This is a genomic window from Hydrogenophaga sp. SL48 (assembly GCF_021729865.1).
Lineage (GTDB): Bacteria > Pseudomonadota > Gammaproteobacteria > Burkholderiales > Burkholderiaceae_C > Hydrogenophaga.
Window position 1 is genome coordinate 2519690 of sequence record NZ_CP063400.1, and the last position, 13959, is coordinate 2533648.

Consider the following 13959-nt stretch of genomic DNA (forward strand, 5'->3'; position numbering starts at 1 on the left):
AAACATGACCTCTTTGAACCTTTCCCGCCGCCACGCCCTTGCCGCTGCCAGCCTGCTGCTGGCCACCGGCGCCGCCTTCGCCCAGGCCTACCCCGCCAAACCCATCAAGGTGATCGTGCCCTTCCCGGCGGGCGGCGGCACCGACCTGATCGCCCGCGAGGTGACCAACAAGATCCAGACCACCAAGGGCTGGACCTTCGTGATCGAGAACCGCCCGGGCACCGGCGGCAACATCGGCATCGACGTGGTGGCCAAGTCGCCGGCCGACGGCTACACCATCGCCCTGGGCCAGACCAGCAACCTGGCGATCAACCCGACGCTGTACGCGAAGATGCCGTACGACTCGATCAAGGACCTGGCGCCCGTCGGCCTGGTGGCCAGCGCGCCGCTGGTCATGGTGGTCGGCGAAACCTCGCCCTTCAAGACGCTGGCCGAGGTGGTGGCGGCCAGCAAGGCCAAGCCCGGTTCGCTGAACATGGCCTACGCCGGCAACGGCACCGTGGCGCACCTCGCCAGCGTGCTGTTCCAGAAGTCGGCCAGCGTCGACTTCACCCATGTGCCCTACAAGGGCGCCGCCCAGGCGTCCACCGACGTGGTCAGCGGCCGCGTGGAGCTGTACCTGTCTTCGGTGCCAACCCTGATCGGTCACATCAAGAACGGCAAGATGCGCCCGCTGGCCGTGACCTCGCAGAAGCGCGTCGACGACCTGCCCCAGGTGCCCACCATTGCGGAGGCGGGGGTCAAGGACTTTGAAGCCGTCACCTGGTTCGGCTTCGTGGCCCCGACCGGCACGCCCAAGGACATCGTCACCCTGCTCAACGCCGAGATCAACAAGGCGCTGCAGTCCGCCGACGTGAAAAAGAAGCTGAGCGACCAGGGCGCCGACGTGCTGGGCGGCACGCCTGAAGCCTTTGCCAGTCTGATCAAGAGCGACCTCGCTCGCTGGGCCCCGATCGTCAAGGCCTCGGGCGCTATTTTGGAGTGACACCCCCTGCGCCGCTGACGCGGCTTCCCCCTCTCTGGCGCGCCTGCGGCGCTGGGAGGGGGACGCGCCCTGTGGCCCGGCAGAGCCGGTTCCACGGGTGCCCTGGACCCAGGCACTTCGCTCGCCACCGGTCGCGCGCCGGCCTGATGGACCACCCATATCCCTTTCTTGAACTGAGAGCCCACAAATGTCCCAGCCCGACATCGTCAAAGACTTCCCGCGTGTCGCGCCCGATCTGGTCGCGCAGGCGGCCCGGTACCAGCCGGCGATTTTTTCCGACATCAACGGCCGCCGTGGCGCGCTGCACGGACGCATCACAGCCCTGCGCCCGCGCATGAAGGTGGCCGGCCCGGCCTTCACCGTGGAGGTGCGCCCCGGCGACAACCTCATGATCCACGCCGCGATGGCGCTGGCGAAACCCGGCGACGTGCTGGTGATCGACGGCAAGGGTGACCAGACCTCCGCCCTCATGGGCACCATCATGATGACGGCCTGCCGCCAGCTCGGCCTGGCCGGCGTGGTGGTGGATGGCGCGGTGCGCGACAGCCTGGAGATCGACGAGATGGACTACCCGGTTTTCTCGGTCGGCACCAACCCCAACGGCCCGACCAAGAACAACGGCGGCCGCATCGGCCACCCCATCAGCATCGGCGGCGTGACGGTGCATCCGGGCGACTTCATCATCGGCGACGGTGATGGCGTGGTGGTGGTCGAGCGCGAGGTGCTGGCCGATTTGCTGCCGCTGGCCGAACACAAGGTGAACGCCGAGGCCAAACGCATCGCGCAGATCAAAGGTGGCAACACCTCCGCCTCGTGGCTGAGCGCCTCGCTGGTGGCGGCCGGTGTGCTCAAGCAAGGTGAGACGCTGTGAGCCCCCGCACCGCAGCCCGAAGGACTGAGGCTTCCTCATGAGCTCGAAGCCCGTCATCCTCGTCACCGGCGCCGACCTCGCGCCGCAGGCGCTGGCCCTGCTTGAAGACCACGAGGTGGTCTACACCGGCAAGACGCCGACGCAGGCCGACATCGTGGCCATGGCGCGCGCGCACAACCCGGTGGGCATCATCGTGCGATACAGCGGCGTGAACGCCGAAACCATGAACGCCGCGCCCGCGCTGCGCGTGATCTCCAAACACGGCAGCGGCACCGACACCATCGACAAAACCGCCGCCGCCGAACGTGGCATCGCCGTCACCGCCGCCGTGGGCGCCAACGCCGCCGCCGTGGCCGAGCAGGCCCTGGCCTTGCTGCTGGCCTGCGCCAAGTCGGTCGTGCAGCTGAACCAGCGCATGCACGACGGCCACTGGGACAAGGCCACGCACAAAGGCCTGGAGCTGGGCGGCCGCACGGTCGGCCTGGTCGGCCTGGGTGCCATCGGCCTGCGTTTTGCCAAGATGGCCGACGCCATGGGCATGCGCGTGATCGGCTTCGACCCGTTTGCGAAGAACCTGCCCGAGCACGTCACGGCAGTGGACCTGGACACGCTCTGGCGCGAGGCCGACGCGATCTCGCTGCACTGCCCGCTGACGCCCGAGAACAAGGGCCTGATCAACGCGCAGACGCTCGCCCGCTGCAAGCCGGGCGTGATCGTGGTGAACACCGCGCGCGGCGGCCTGATCGACGAGCCGGCGCTGCTGGCGGCCGTGTTGTCGGGCCAGGTGCGCATGGCGGGGCTGGACAGCTTCTGCATCGAGCCCATGAGCCACCCGCACATCTTTCACGGGCAGCCCGGTTTCATCCTCAGCCCGCACATCGGTGGCGTCACCAGCGATGCCTATGTGAACATGGGCTTGGCCGCGGTGAAGAACACGCTGGCCGTGCTGGCTGCCACCGGAGTCACCACCGCCCGGGGCGCAACACCCAGCGCTGCAAGGGTCTGAACGGCCTGGCCATGGTCCGTTTGCCCTTTGAAGTTTTTGACGAACACCTTGTGGTCGGGCTTTGCAACGACGTGGTGCATCAGCAATCCGTGAACGGTGCACCGCCTGCCGCACGGGCAAGTTTCGCGGCCTCCGTGACCAGGCGAACGGCGGTCTCCTGGCGCAGGGGCGTGTCTTCTTTCAGCTCCAGCGTGGCCATCTGGAACTTCCCGCCGGGCCTCAGGCGGGGCTCGATGTGCCGCAGGCGCTGCCCCTCCCAGAAACCAAACAGCACGCGATGGGGTTCCGCCCGGATGAGCAGCACCGGGCCATCGGCGAAGTAGACGAGGTGCCCCCACTTCAGCCGCTCTTCGAGTTCCGGCGCGGCGTGGCGAACCACCGAGCGCAAGGCCTGCACATAGCGCTGTGGCCAGCCGCTCAGACAGGCGATGTACCCGTCGGGATCTTTCGCCGAAGTCAGGACCATCTTCATGTTCTCGCCCTCCGTCGAACCTGGATGCCTGTCCGCCCCGGCAGGTGTCACACCGCCGCGTAAGCCCCCGTGCCACCCGGCCACGCCGTCAGCACCTCGTACCCCTCGGGCGTGACGGCCACCATGTGTTCCCACTGGGCAGACAGCGAGCGGTCTTTGGTGACCACGGTCCAGCCGTCGGGCAGTTGCCGCGTGTCGCGTTTGCCGGCATTGAGCATGGGCTCGATGGTGAACACCATGCCCGCCTCCAGTTTGAGCCCTTGCCCCCGCTGCCCGAAGTGCAGCACCTGCGGTTCGTCGTGGTAGATCTGGCCGATGCCGTGCCCGCAGTACTCGCGCACCACGCTGAAATGCGCCTGCTGCGCGACCGACTGGATGGCGTGGCCCACGTCGCCCAGGGTCGCTCCCGGCCTGACCTGCCGGATGCCCGCGAGCAAGGCTTCGTAGGTCGTTTCCACCAGGCGGCGAGCCAGGGTGCTGGGTTCACCGACGAAGAACATGCGGCTGGTGTCGCCGAACCAGCCGTCCATGTTGACGGCCACGTCGATGTTGACGATGTCGCCCTTCTTCAGGATCTTGTCGGGCGAGGGGATGCCATGGCAGACCACCTGGTTGACGGAGGTGAGGATGGTCTTGGGGTAGCCGTGGTAGCCCAGGTTGGCGGGGATCGCGCCCTGCACCTTCACGATGTGGTCGTGGCAGAGGCGGTCGAGCGCTTCGGTGCTCACCCCCGGCACCACGTGGGGCTCGATCATGGCCAGCACCTCGGCGGCCAGCTGGGCGGCCCGCCGCGACCGGTCGAGTTCTTCGGCGGATTTGATGGGAACGGCGCGCGCCATCAGTGTTTGCCCGCCGGGCGTGCGCGGGGCCTTTCGGGGACGGTGGTGGCCGTGGCCGCTGCCGTGATGTCCAGTCCCCCCGTGAGTTCGGCGCGGATCAGCAGCTGGCAGATGTCGCGGTAGTCCAGCTCCGGGTGCATCTCGGTCAGCATGCCGACCCGCATCCAGTGTTCGGCCTGGGCGTTGATCGACCGGCTGAGGGCGTTGCCTGCCACCCGAAGGTTTTCGTGCATCAGGTCTGAAATTTTGACGATACCCATGGATCACCTATATATGAAACGTATGCGAATTATAGTTGCTTCATATGGTCCGACGCGTGCCTGGTGCCTGGTCCATGACCGGGCACCGCCGGGGGACAAACGAGAACCTGGGCACAGCGCAAGGCAAGGCGTCCTACAATGCGGTCATGGCCTTCCTCCCAACCATCACTGCCCACACGGCAGCTTGCTTGCCCCTCGCGGCGGGTGACGCTGTGGCCGGTCGCAAGCTGATGGGCTCGGCGGGACTGCGCCAGCCGGCCGCACATTCCTGAGCCCGGCGATACCCCTTCCTCCCTTTTGCGCAATCCAACCATCGCCGGGCCCCAGCCCAGCGCGATCGCGGGCGTCGCCTTGTTCCGGCGGGCCTGCACCAGTTGGAGTGCACCATGCACAAGAACCATGCGGGTGAGCGGCTGCTCACCGAGATCGATTTCGCTCGCCTGAGCAACCTGCGCGGCGCACAGCTCCCGCCCGAACTGCTCGACACGCTCGAATCCCTGGACCTCGTTCCTTCGCGCGAGATCCCCCCCGACATCATCACGATGTACTCACAGGTCATCGTCGAAGACCTCGAGTCCAAGAAGCGCCAGAAGCTCACGCTGTGTTACCCCGCTGACGCCGAGCCGCACCAGGGCTTCATCTCCGTGCTGTCCCCCGTGGGGGCGAGCCTGCTCGGCCAGCGCGAGGGGGCGATCGCCCGCTGGCGCACGCCCAACGGGGAGGCCTGCGCGGCCAGGATTCTCACGCTGCTGTTCCAGCCCGAAGCCAGCGGCGACTACACCACCTAGCCGCCCCGTCGCCATCGATCACACCCCGCAGACCTTGCGCTGCGGGAAGGCCCTCGTTCGTCCAGGATTTCCCATGCACATCGACTCCATTCTTGCCGTCTCCGACTTCACGGCGCTGTCCGCGCACGCGCTGGAGCGCGCTGCCCTGCTGGCCCGACAACACCAGGCCCCTCTGCGTCTGGTCCATTTCGCCGAGGGCCCGACCACCCGTCTCGCCCATCCCCTGGCACGGCTGGCACAACGCGCGCGCCAGCTGGCCCGGCGCCACGAGATCGAGGTGCACGCCCTTGAAGCCTCGGCGTCGCTGGACGAGGTGCTGGCCGAGGCCGGTGCCTCGTCCCTGCTGGTGATGGGGCCGTTGTCGCGGCGCAGCTGGAGGCGCTTTCACCTCGGCACCACGCTCGACCAGGCCGTGCACGGCAGCCGGTGTCCGTTGCTGGTGGTCAGGCGGGCCGCGCTGCGGCCCTACGCGCAGGTGCTCGTGGCCGTCGACCTGTCGCCACGATCAACGCCCCTGATTCACTTTGCCCGCCAGCTTTCAGCGCCCGCCGGGCCGAAGCTGTTTCACGCGATCGACACGATCGAAGACGCCAGGCTGCGTTCGGTCAACGCATCGCCCGACGTGATCTGGGCCAACCGGTCGGCCTCGCGCCAGCAGGCCCGAGACCGCCTCACGCAGCTCATCGACGGGTTGGCCGCTCCCCTGCCAGCGCCACAGGGCCACCCGCTGGCGTTCGACGTCGGCCATGGTGATCCGGCCCACGCCACCGCGCTGCACCAGCAAGCCACTCGGGCCGAACTGGTCGTGGTGGGCCAGAGCCGCCGTTCCCCGCTGTCGCGGTTTCTCTCCGGCAGCGTGGCACAGCACCTGGCCAAATGCTCGAACGGCGACGTGCTGATTGCACCGCTCGATAGTCTGGGCGTGCTCACCCCTGCAAATGCCAGCTGCTGAGGACACCATGGACCTCACCAAACATTTCATCAAGACCAAACAGCCGTGTGCGGACGGGTTTCGCTGGTTCCTGCGCCACCATCAGGAGGGCAGCAACTACCAGGAATTGCTGGACGCCCTCGTCAACGCCGGCCGCGTCAACGACGCCTGCTGGCTGCTCGCGCAGTTCGGCCCCACCAACGAGACGCTGACCGTCGACCATCTCTCGGCCACCGCCATCGTGTTCGCGGGTTCGCTGCGGGTGCGCGGCAACCTCGATGTCGATTCGGTCGTGCACGCAGGACAGCGCATCGAGGTGGGCGGGAGCATTTTTGCCGGCGAAGCACTGGTGTCGGGCGACGACATTCGCTGCGAGGGCGGCATTCGCAGCAACGGCCGGCTGGCGTCCGGCGGCGGCCTCAAGGCCGGCTGGGGTGTCGAGACTGCGGGCGACCTCAGCGTCAAGGGCGACCTGCGGGCCGCCTGGGATGTGCGGTGCGGCGGTCGCCTGAGCCTGAGTGGCCAGGCCCTGGTGGGCCGCGACCTGATCGTGCAGGGCGCTGTCGCCTGCGAGAAGGGCCTGGTGGCGGGAGGCAGTCTGGTGGCCGCTGGCAGCGTCCACGCCAGCGAAGGCCTCTCGGCCGGCGCGGACATCGAGGGCGGCATGCACCTGGAGGCCGGTTGGGGGATCAAGGCGGGGGGTGCCATCCAGGCGCGCGGCGCGATCCGATCCGGCGAAAGCCTCAGTGCGTTCGGGACCATTCGGGCGGGCGCAGGGTACGGCGTCTTTGCGGGCCTGAATGTGCAGGTGGAGGACTGGGACACCAGTGCCCGGGTGTGTGCCAGCGAGAAGCCCGAAGGGCTGATGAGCGGCTGGTGGGCGGGGGTTCGCGATGTTTGAACCCTGGCTGTGGGCCATGCTGTCGTGGCCCTTGTTCGCCCACCGGCACGCGCTTCTCGCCCGCATTCCCCCGTGGACGCAAGCGCCGCGCCCTTCTGAGCGGCGGCAGGTCATGGAGTTGCGCGTGGATGTGCAGTGGGGTTCGTCGGAAGTGGAGGATGAGCTGGCCTCGCTGCATGCGCGCCTGGCGCGCTCAGGCGTCCTGAACCACAGCAACAAGGTCACCCAGGCGCAGTTCCCGGATTTGATCTTTCATCACCGCGAGGCCGATGGCGAGCACTACATCTACGTGGAGGACGTGGCGCGCGGCCGTCTGGCTGGCTACACCGTCTTCAACCGCCTGATCGAGGTGAATCGCCGGCTGGATCGCGTTGTCCGGGCACCGCATTCCAAGTACGCCCACGGGTACCAGCGGCGTGGCATTGCCAGCGCTGTGTACGAATGGGCACTCGATCAGGGGTTCTGCCTGATCAGCGGTGCGCGCCAGTCCCCGGGGGCCCACGCGCTGTGGCGATCACTGGCGCAGCGGCATCGCCTCGAATACATCGAAATCCGCGACAAGAACATCGGCTTCCTGGCATCGCCCGTCGATCAGGCGACGCGCGACAGCCTCCAGACCCGCATGTTGCTGCTCGGAACGGACTGGGATGTCGACCGATGGCGGCAGACCGCTTCGCCGGCGGGCGGATCCTTGCGCGCTGCCATGTTGGCAGCCGATCCTGCGCAAATCTGAACCCACCCTCGGCGGGGTCGGTGTCGTTCAGCGGCGCCGCTGGAGTGGCCCTGGCAAGGCATCGCCGGCCTGGCGCCGGCGGAACAGGGCGGCGCGCGCCAGCACGATCGTCGTGACCGGGGCCGAGATCGACAACACGATGATGATCAGCCAGACGTGCAGGCTCAGGCCCGCCCCGCGCGTGCTGAAGTGCACGATGGAGGCCAGGGTGACGATCCATGCACCGAGCGTGGAGGCCAGGGCCGGTGCGTGCATGCGCAGAAAAAAGTCGGGCAGCCTCCACAGGCCGAGCGCTGCCACCAGGACCACGACGCCACTGCACACCAGCAGGGCAGCCACCAGGATGTCGGCGAGGGCGGGCATGGTCAGACCACCTCCCCGCGCAGCAGGAACTTGGCCATGGCGACCGAACCGACGAAACCGAACAGCACCATCACCAGGGCGCCTTCGAAGTACATCTCGCTGTCGTACCGGATGGCCAGCACCAGCAAGACCAGCATGCCCACCACGTACACGAAATCCATCGCCAGCACGCGGTCCTGCGCGGAGGGGCCGATGAACAGGCGCATCACGCCGATGGCCATGGCGACGGCGTAAAGAACCAGGGTGGTGGTGATGGCGATCGACAACATGGGACTCATTCGAAAATCTCCTTCAGCGGTTGTTCGTAGTCGGACTTGAAGTGCGCGATGAAGGCCACCCCGTCGTCGAGATCGAACACATGGATCAGCAGGGCGCTGCGGTCGGGCGCGAGCTCCGTCCAGACCGTGCCCGGGATGACGGCCGTGATCATCGCCAGCGCCGCCAGGCCGTGCACGTCGTGCAGATCCAGCGGCACGACCACGAACGTCCCGCGCGGCGGATGCGCCCCCGCGCGCACCACGCTGGCGGCCACCTGCAGCGCCGACCGCAGCACGTCGCGGCCGACGCGCAGGATCAGACGCAGCAGCACGCTCCAGCGCCGCAAGGGCCCCGGGCGCGGGCGCAGGGGCGCCATCAGCAGCGGCATCACCACCGCGACCACGACGCCCAGCAGCACCTGGCCGACGCTGAAGCTGCGGGTCAGCAGCAGCCAGCCGCCGAACAGGCCCAGCGACAGCCAGGGCGATGGCAGCAGGCGCTTCATGGCGCACCTCCCGTCACGCGCGGCACCGGCTGCGCACCCATCACCGCGTCGATGTAGAGGGCGGGCGCGTGCAGCGCCTCGGCGGCGGCGCGGGTGTAGGTGAGCCCGGCTTCGGCCTGCAGCACCATCGCCAGCGACGCGGCCAGCAGACCCGCGATCGGCAAGGTCTCGATCACGCGCAGGCGCGGTGGCGGGCGGTCCTGCGTGGTCCAGAAGTGGCGCATGCCCACCCGCATCAGCGACATCGCGCCAAACAGCCCCGAGAGGATCAGCAGCACGAACAGCGTCCAGGCCGCCGGCGTTTGCAGGCCGAGCAGCGCAGTGAGCATGGCCAGCTTGGCCACAAACCCGGACAGTGGCGGCAATCCGGCCGTCACCAGCGCGCAGACCGTGAAGGTGAGACCGAGAAAGGCCAGCGCCGCCGGGATCGCGCGACCGATGAGCGCCTCTTCATCGTCGTCGAGGTTGGTGCCCGGTGGCGGCTCGGCGTCGAAGAAGGCCGGCAAGGCGTGGTTGCCGTCGTCGACCTGCTGAGGGCCGACCTCGACCTGGCGCGAGCGCTCCAGCAGTTCCACCAGCAGGAACATCGCGCAGCCCGCCAGCGTGGAACTGGCCAGGTAGAACAGCGCGCCGCCGCTGAGCATCGGGGCGTCGAAACCGATCGTCGCCACCAGCGTGCCCGACGAGGCGATGACGCTGTAGGCGGCCAGGCGCGCCAGTTGCTGCGAGGCCAGCATGCCGACGGCACCATAGGCCAGCGTGACCAGCCCGCCCCACACCAGGACGTCGCCGCCGAAGCCCGCCGAGGCGCCGGCATCTGCCGGAAAACACAGCGTCCACAGGCGCAGCACGGCGTACACGCCGACCTTCGTCAGGATGGCGAACACGGCCGCGGCCGGCGCACTGGCCGCGGCATACGCCGGTGGCAGCCAGAAGTTCAGCGGCCACAGCCCGGCCTTGGCGAGGAAGGCAATGGCCAGGATGGCCGCCCCGGCATGCAGCAGGCCGCGGTCGGCGGCCGGCACCGCCGGCAGCTTCTGTGCGATGTCGGCCATGTTCAGCGTGCCAGCCACGCCGTAGAGCACCGCCACGCCGATCAGGAACAGCAGCGAGGCGACCAGGTTGATGGCGATGTAGTGCAGCCCGGCGCGCACGCGCGAGCTGCCGCCGCCGTGCAGCAGCAGGCCGTAGCTGGCGGCCAGCAGCACCTCGAAGAAGACGAACAGGTTGAACAGGTCGGCCGTCAGGAAGGCACCGTACAGCCCCATCAGCTGCAGCTGGAACAGCACGTGGAAGTACACCCCGGCGTGTTGCCAGCGCGCCAGCGCGTACAGCAGCGAGGCCAGACCCACGCAACCCGTCAGCACCATCATCAGGGCCGACAGCCGGTCCGCGACCAGCACGATGCCGAAGGGCACGGACCAGTTGCCCGGCAGGTAGATGCCGAAGGCCGCCGGCGCACCGTGCCGGGCCACGCCCAGCAGCAAGCTCACGGCGATCGCCAGCCCGAGGGTGGTGGACAGCACGTTGACCACCGCTTTCAGGCCGCGCCGGCCCTCGCCCAGCAGGAGCATCAGCGCCGCCGTGGCCAGCGGCAGCAGGATGGGCGTGACGAGCAGGTGGTTGAAGTCCACGGTCACAGGCGCTCCTCCTGGCCGTCCACATGGTCGCCACCGGACAGGCCGCGCAACGCGAGCAGCACGACGAGGAACAGCGCCGTCGTGGCGAAACCGATGACGATGGCCGTCAGCACCAGCGACTGCGGCAGCGGGTCGCTGTAGTTGACGAGGTCGGCCACCACACCGGACCTGACGATGGGTTCGCGGTCGACGGCCAGGCTGCCGACACTGAAGATGAACAGGTTGACCGCATAGGACAGCAGCGTCAGGCCGATCAGCACCTGGAAGGTCCGGGGTCGCAAGATCAACCACACGCCCGCACTGGCCATCACGCCGATCGCGATCGAAATCACGGCTTCCATCCGGTGTCCTTTCTTTCATCCAAGGCCATGCCCTTGCGGCGGCGCGCGCGCAGGGACTGGTGGGCGATGGCGGTCAGCAGCAGCAGGGTCGAACCCACGACGACCGCGAACACGCCGAGGTCGAACAGGGCCGCCGTGGGCAGGTGCACCTCGCCGACCAGCGGCCAGCTCACGTGCGCGGTGTGGGTGGTCAGGAAGGGGTGCCCGAGCGCCAGGGAGCCCAGCCCGGTGACCAGCGCGATCAGCAGGCCGGCAGCGATCCAGCGCGTGGGCAGCAGGTGCATCCGCGCCTCGACCCAGCGCGTGCCGCTGACCATGTATTGCGCGATGAAGGCGATCGCCACCACCAGGCCGGCGACGAATCCGCCGCCGGGTTCGTTGTGGCCGCGCATGAACAGGTGGAAGGCGAACAGCCCGGCCACCGGCAGCAGCAGCCGCACCAGCACCGCCGGCACCTCCAGGTAAGGCGGCAGGTGATGGTCGCCGTCCCCGTCGCGATCGATCAGGTCGATGCCCGCGGCGTCCACGTGCACCTGTTGCTGCTCGGTCGGCTCGACCGTCTCGCGCGCCGGGCGGAAGCGCCGTAGCAGCGCGAAAACCGTCAGGCCGACGATGCCCAGCACGGTGATCTCGCCCAGCGTGTCGAAGGCCCGGAAGTCGACCAGCATCACGTTGACCACGTTCGTGCCCCCGCCTTCGGGCAGCGCCTTCTCGATGAAGAAGGGCGAGATCGACTGCGGCGCCTGGCGTGTCAGCAGCGCATACGACAGCGCCGACAGGCCGACGCCGATCAGCACCGCGAGCACCAGATCGCGGCGACGGCGCCACCAGGCGCGCGAGGCCGTGCGCGGGTCGTCCACCTCCCGTCGCTTGGGCAGCCAGCGCAGGCCGAGCAGGAACAGCACGAGCGTGACGACCTCGACGGCCAGCTGCGTGAGCGCGAGGTCCGGCGCGGAGAACCACGCAAACGTGATGCACATCGCGAGGCCGACGACGCTGAGCATGGTCAGCGCGGCCAGCCGGTGGAATTTGGCCTGGTTGGCCGCACCGATCGCGCATGCACCCGCGATCAGCCACAGCAGCACGAACTCGGGGGTGGCCGGCACGCGCGCGCGGTCACCCCAGGTCAGCGGCACGATCAGCGCCGAGCCCAGACCGGCGAGGCCGGCGATCAGCAACATGGCAAACAGTTGCGGCTGCAGATGGCGGGTGCCGAGCCAGCGGGTCAGGTGCCTTGCCGCATCCGAGGCGCGGGCCAGCCCGTTCTCGAACAGGCGTTTGCCGTCCAGCCGCTGCAGCAACGGTGCCCCGCGCTGGCGGCGCTGCCGGAAGCGGCTGGCGAACCGCAGGTACACGAGCAGACCGCCGACGGTGGCCACCAGGCTCATCAGCAGCGGGGTGTTGAAGCCGTGCCAGACCGCGAGGCTGTAGGCGGGCAGCGTGCCGCCGACCACCGGTTGGGCGGCCAGTGCCAGCACCGGGCCGATGGACCAGGCCGGCAGCGTGCCGACGACCACGCAGGCCAGCACGAGCAACTCCACCGGCACGCGCATCCAGTGCGCCGGCTCGTGCGGCTTGCGCGGCAGGTCGCGCGGTGCCGGGCCGAAAAACACGCCGTGTGCGAAGCGCAGCGAATACACCACCGCGAACACACCGGCCAGGGTGGCCAGTGCCGGCAGGCCGTGCTCGATGAGCGGGCTGGCGCTCACGAACACGGTTTCGGCAAAGAACATTTCCTTGGACAGGAAACCGTTGAGCAGCGGCACGCCGGCCATGGCCGCACAGGCCACGATGGCCAGCGTGCCGGTGACGGGCATGCTGCGCGACAGACCCTGGAGACGGCGCATGTCGCGCGTGCCGCTCTCGTGGTCGATGATGCCCACCGACATGAACAGCGAAGCCTTGAAGGTCGCGTGGTTCATCATGTGGAACACCGCGGCCACCGCGGCCAGCGGGCTGTTCAGCCCCAGCAGCAGCGTGATCAGGCCCAGGTGGCTGATCGTCGAGTACGCCAGCAGGCCCTTCAGGTCGTTCTGGAACATGGCCACGTAGCTGCCCAGCAGCAGCGTGACCAGGCCCGCGCCGCCCACGATCCAGAACCATTCGTCGGTGCCGGAGAGCACGGGCCACAAGCGTGCCAGCAGGAACACGCCGGCCTTGACCATCGTGGCCGAGTGCAGGTAGGCCGACACCGGTGTGGGCGCGGCCATCGCGTGCGGCAGCCAGAAGTGGAACGGGAACTGCGCGCTCTTGGTCAGCGCGCCCAGCAGCACCAGACCAAGCGCCATCGGGTACAGCGGATGGGCACGCACGAGGTCGCCGGCCTGCAGCACCACGTCGAGCTCGTGGCTGCCCACGATGTGCCCCAGCACCAGCACACCGGCCAGCAACGCCAGCCCGCCCGTGGCGGTGACGGTGAAGGCCATGCGGGCACCGCGGCGGGCGTCCTTGCGGTGGGTCCAGTAGCCGATCAGCAGGAACGAGAACACACTGGTCAGCTCCCAGAACACGACCAGCTGCACCAGGTTGCCCGAGACGACGACGCCGAGCATGGCGCCCATGAAGCCCAGCAGCAGCGAATAGAAACGCGCGGCCGGGTCGTCGCTCGACAGGTAGTAGCGCGCGTAGACAATGACCAGCAGGCCCATGCCGCTGACCAGCATCGCGAACATCCACGCGAAGCCGTCCAGGCGGACGACGACATCGATGCCCAGGCTGGGGAGCCAGGTCAGGCGCTCCGACACCACGGTGCCGGCGCTCACGTCCGGGTACAGCCAGGCCACCTGCACGGAAATCACCAGAGCGACGGCCGCGGCCCAGAGCGATCCGATGTTGCGCGCACTGGTGGGCAACAGCGCAGCGACAAGGCTTCCGATGAAAGGCAGGGACAGCAGCAGGAGCAGTGACATGGCGGGGAGTCTACTTTCGGATCACGCGCAAGCGCGCGTGGGCGGACCAGCCCGGCGCATCTGCCCTTCGTGGGGCCTTTCGACGGCGTGCATCAGGACCAGCGAGGCCTGGGGCGCGATCGGTTGCGCCAGGTCGATGGCGTGGCGACGGCCCTCC

Annotated in this window: 16 protein-coding genes; 7 read left to right on the plus strand and 9 right to left on the minus strand. The window is 68.5% G+C overall.

Annotated features, from left to right (window positions below; all coding sequences use genetic code 11):
* Positions 1 to 4 precede the first annotated feature (4 nt).
* From IM738_RS11925 to IM738_RS11935, 3 genes are all read left to right on the plus strand, one after another.
* Positions 5 to 985, plus strand: a complete 981-nt coding sequence (locus IM738_RS11925; RefSeq protein WP_236966069.1) for a Bug family tripartite tricarboxylate transporter substrate binding protein — start codon at positions 5 to 7, stop codon at positions 983 to 985.
* Positions 986 to 1172: 187 nt separating this feature from the next.
* Positions 1173 to 1856 carry an RraA family protein gene (locus IM738_RS11930; protein ID WP_236966070.1) on the plus strand — a complete coding sequence of 228 codons (684 nt, stop codon included), beginning with the start codon at positions 1173 to 1175 and terminating at the stop codon, positions 1854 to 1856.
* A gap of 37 nt (positions 1857 to 1893) precedes the next feature.
* Positions 1894 to 2862 (plus strand): NAD(P)-dependent oxidoreductase, encoded by a 969-nt coding sequence (locus IM738_RS11935; protein WP_236966071.1) that lies wholly within the window; start codon positions 1894 to 1896, stop codon positions 2860 to 2862.
* Positions 2863 to 2941: 79 nt separating this feature from the next.
* Here the strand turns inward: IM738_RS11935 and IM738_RS11940 are convergent, their stop codons facing one another.
* From IM738_RS11940 to IM738_RS11950, 3 genes are read right to left on the minus strand one after another with little or no spacing between them, the layout of a single operon-like run.
* Positions 2942 to 3334 (minus strand): DUF1801 domain-containing protein, encoded by a 393-nt coding sequence (locus IM738_RS11940; protein ID WP_236966072.1) that lies wholly within the window; start codon positions 3332 to 3334, stop codon positions 2942 to 2944.
* Between the two features lie 47 nt (positions 3335 to 3381).
* Positions 3382 to 4173 (minus strand): type I methionyl aminopeptidase, encoded by a 792-nt coding sequence (map, locus tag IM738_RS11945; protein ID WP_236966073.1) that lies wholly within the window; start codon positions 4171 to 4173, stop codon positions 3382 to 3384.
* Entirely contained in the window at positions 4173 to 4433 is a 261-nt protein-coding gene (locus IM738_RS11950; protein WP_236966074.1) for a ParD-like family protein, read from the minus strand. Before IM738_RS11950 ends, map begins: the two co-directional genes overlap by 1 nt.
* A 386-nt stretch (positions 4434 to 4819) precedes the next feature.
* On the opposite strand from IM738_RS11950, the gene IM738_RS11955 reads away from it, so the two are divergent.
* The 4 genes from IM738_RS11955 (at position 4820) to IM738_RS11970 (ending at position 7786) form a co-directional block, all read left to right on the plus strand.
* The gene (locus IM738_RS11955) at positions 4820 to 5221 is read left to right on the plus strand and encodes a GreA/GreB family elongation factor (RefSeq protein WP_236966075.1); all 402 of its coding nucleotides are present in this window, start codon (positions 4820 to 4822) and stop codon (positions 5219 to 5221) included.
* Between the two features lie 73 nt (positions 5222 to 5294).
* A complete protein-coding gene (locus IM738_RS11960; RefSeq protein ID WP_236966076.1) occupies positions 5295 to 6173 on the plus strand; it encodes a universal stress protein in 879 nt (292 codons plus the stop codon).
* Positions 6174 to 6180: 7 nt separating this feature from the next.
* On the plus strand, positions 6181 to 7053 hold the full coding sequence (locus IM738_RS11965; protein WP_236966077.1) for a FapA family protein: 873 nt from the start codon (positions 6181 to 6183) through the stop codon (positions 7051 to 7053).
* Positions 7046 to 7786, plus strand: a complete 741-nt coding sequence (locus IM738_RS11970; protein WP_336886562.1) for an N-acetyltransferase — start codon at positions 7046 to 7048, stop codon at positions 7784 to 7786. The genes IM738_RS11965 and IM738_RS11970 overlap by 8 nt, the downstream gene beginning before the upstream one ends.
* A 27-nt stretch (positions 7787 to 7813) precedes the next feature.
* Here the strand turns inward: IM738_RS11970 and mnhG are convergent, their stop codons facing one another.
* From mnhG to IM738_RS12000, 6 genes are all read right to left on the minus strand, one after another.
* Positions 7814 to 8149, minus strand: coding sequence for a monovalent cation/H(+) antiporter subunit G (gene mnhG / locus IM738_RS11975; protein WP_236966078.1), 336 nt, complete (start codon positions 8147 to 8149; stop codon positions 7814 to 7816).
* Between the two features lie 2 nt (positions 8150 to 8151).
* On the minus strand, positions 8152 to 8427 hold the full coding sequence (locus tag IM738_RS11980) for a K+/H+ antiporter subunit F (protein WP_236966079.1): 276 nt from the start codon (positions 8425 to 8427) through the stop codon (positions 8152 to 8154).
* On the minus strand, positions 8424 to 8912 hold the full coding sequence (locus tag IM738_RS11985) for a Na+/H+ antiporter subunit E (protein WP_236966080.1): 489 nt from the start codon (positions 8910 to 8912) through the stop codon (positions 8424 to 8426). The genes IM738_RS11980 and IM738_RS11985 overlap by 4 nt, the downstream gene beginning before the upstream one ends.
* Complete coding sequence (locus IM738_RS11990) at positions 8909 to 10486, minus strand: monovalent cation/H+ antiporter subunit D (protein WP_236966308.1); 1578 nt, start codon at positions 10484 to 10486, stop codon at positions 8909 to 8911. The genes IM738_RS11985 and IM738_RS11990 overlap by 4 nt, the downstream gene beginning before the upstream one ends.
* Positions 10487 to 10548: 62 nt before the next feature.
* The gene (locus tag IM738_RS11995; RefSeq protein ID WP_236966081.1) at positions 10549 to 10893 is read right to left on the minus strand and encodes a Na+/H+ antiporter subunit C; all 345 of its coding nucleotides are present in this window, start codon (positions 10891 to 10893) and stop codon (positions 10549 to 10551) included.
* On the minus strand, positions 10881 to 13802 hold the full coding sequence (locus IM738_RS12000) for a monovalent cation/H+ antiporter subunit A (protein ID WP_236966082.1): 2922 nt from the start codon (positions 13800 to 13802) through the stop codon (positions 10881 to 10883). Before IM738_RS12000 ends, IM738_RS11995 begins: the two co-directional genes overlap by 13 nt.
* Positions 13803 to 13959 lie beyond the last annotated feature (157 nt).

Excerpts from the sequence above, each read along its gene's own strand:
- IM738_RS11955 (WP_236966075.1), top strand. The coding sequence starts at position 4,820 with ATGCACAAGAACCATGCGGGTGAGCGGCTGCTCACCGAGATCGATTTC.
- IM738_RS11940 (WP_236966072.1), bottom strand. The coding sequence starts at position 3,334 with ATGAAGATGGTCCTGACTTCGGCGAAAGATCCCGACGGGTACATCGCC.
- IM738_RS11965 (WP_236966077.1), top strand. The coding sequence starts at position 6,181 with ATGGACCTCACCAAACATTTCATCAAGACCAAACAGCCGTGTGCGGAC.
- IM738_RS11980 (WP_236966079.1), bottom strand. The coding sequence starts at position 8,427 with ATGAGTCCCATGTTGTCGATCGCCATCACCACCACCCTGGTTCTTTAC.
- IM738_RS11985 (WP_236966080.1), bottom strand. The coding sequence starts at position 8,912 with ATGAAGCGCCTGCTGCCATCGCCCTGGCTGTCGCTGGGCCTGTTCGGC.
- IM738_RS12000 (WP_236966082.1), bottom strand. The coding sequence starts at position 13,802 with ATGTCACTGCTCCTGCTGCTGTCCCTGCCTTTCATCGGAAGCCTTGTC.
- IM738_RS11950 (WP_236966074.1), bottom strand. The coding sequence starts at position 4,433 with ATGGGTATCGTCAAAATTTCAGACCTGATGCACGAAAACCTTCGGGTG.
- IM738_RS11935 (WP_236966071.1), top strand. The coding sequence starts at position 1,894 with ATGAGCTCGAAGCCCGTCATCCTCGTCACCGGCGCCGACCTCGCGCCG.
- IM738_RS11960 (WP_236966076.1), top strand. The coding sequence starts at position 5,295 with ATGCACATCGACTCCATTCTTGCCGTCTCCGACTTCACGGCGCTGTCC.
- IM738_RS11990 (WP_236966308.1), bottom strand. The coding sequence starts at position 10,486 with ATGCTCCTGCTGGGCGAGGGCCGGCGCGGCCTGAAAGCGGTGGTCAAC.
- IM738_RS11970 (WP_336886562.1), top strand. The coding sequence starts at position 7,046 with ATGTTTGAACCCTGGCTGTGGGCCATGCTGTCGTGGCCCTTGTTCGCC.
- mnhG (WP_236966078.1), bottom strand. The coding sequence starts at position 8,149 with ATGCCCGCCCTCGCCGACATCCTGGTGGCTGCCCTGCTGGTGTGCAGT.
- IM738_RS11995 (WP_236966081.1), bottom strand. The coding sequence starts at position 10,893 with ATGGAAGCCGTGATTTCGATCGCGATCGGCGTGATGGCCAGTGCGGGC.
- IM738_RS11925 (WP_236966069.1), top strand. The coding sequence starts at position 5 with ATGACCTCTTTGAACCTTTCCCGCCGCCACGCCCTTGCCGCTGCCAGC.
- IM738_RS11930 (WP_236966070.1), top strand. The coding sequence starts at position 1,173 with ATGTCCCAGCCCGACATCGTCAAAGACTTCCCGCGTGTCGCGCCCGAT.
- map (WP_236966073.1), bottom strand. The coding sequence starts at position 4,173 with ATGGCGCGCGCCGTTCCCATCAAATCCGCCGAAGAACTCGACCGGTCG.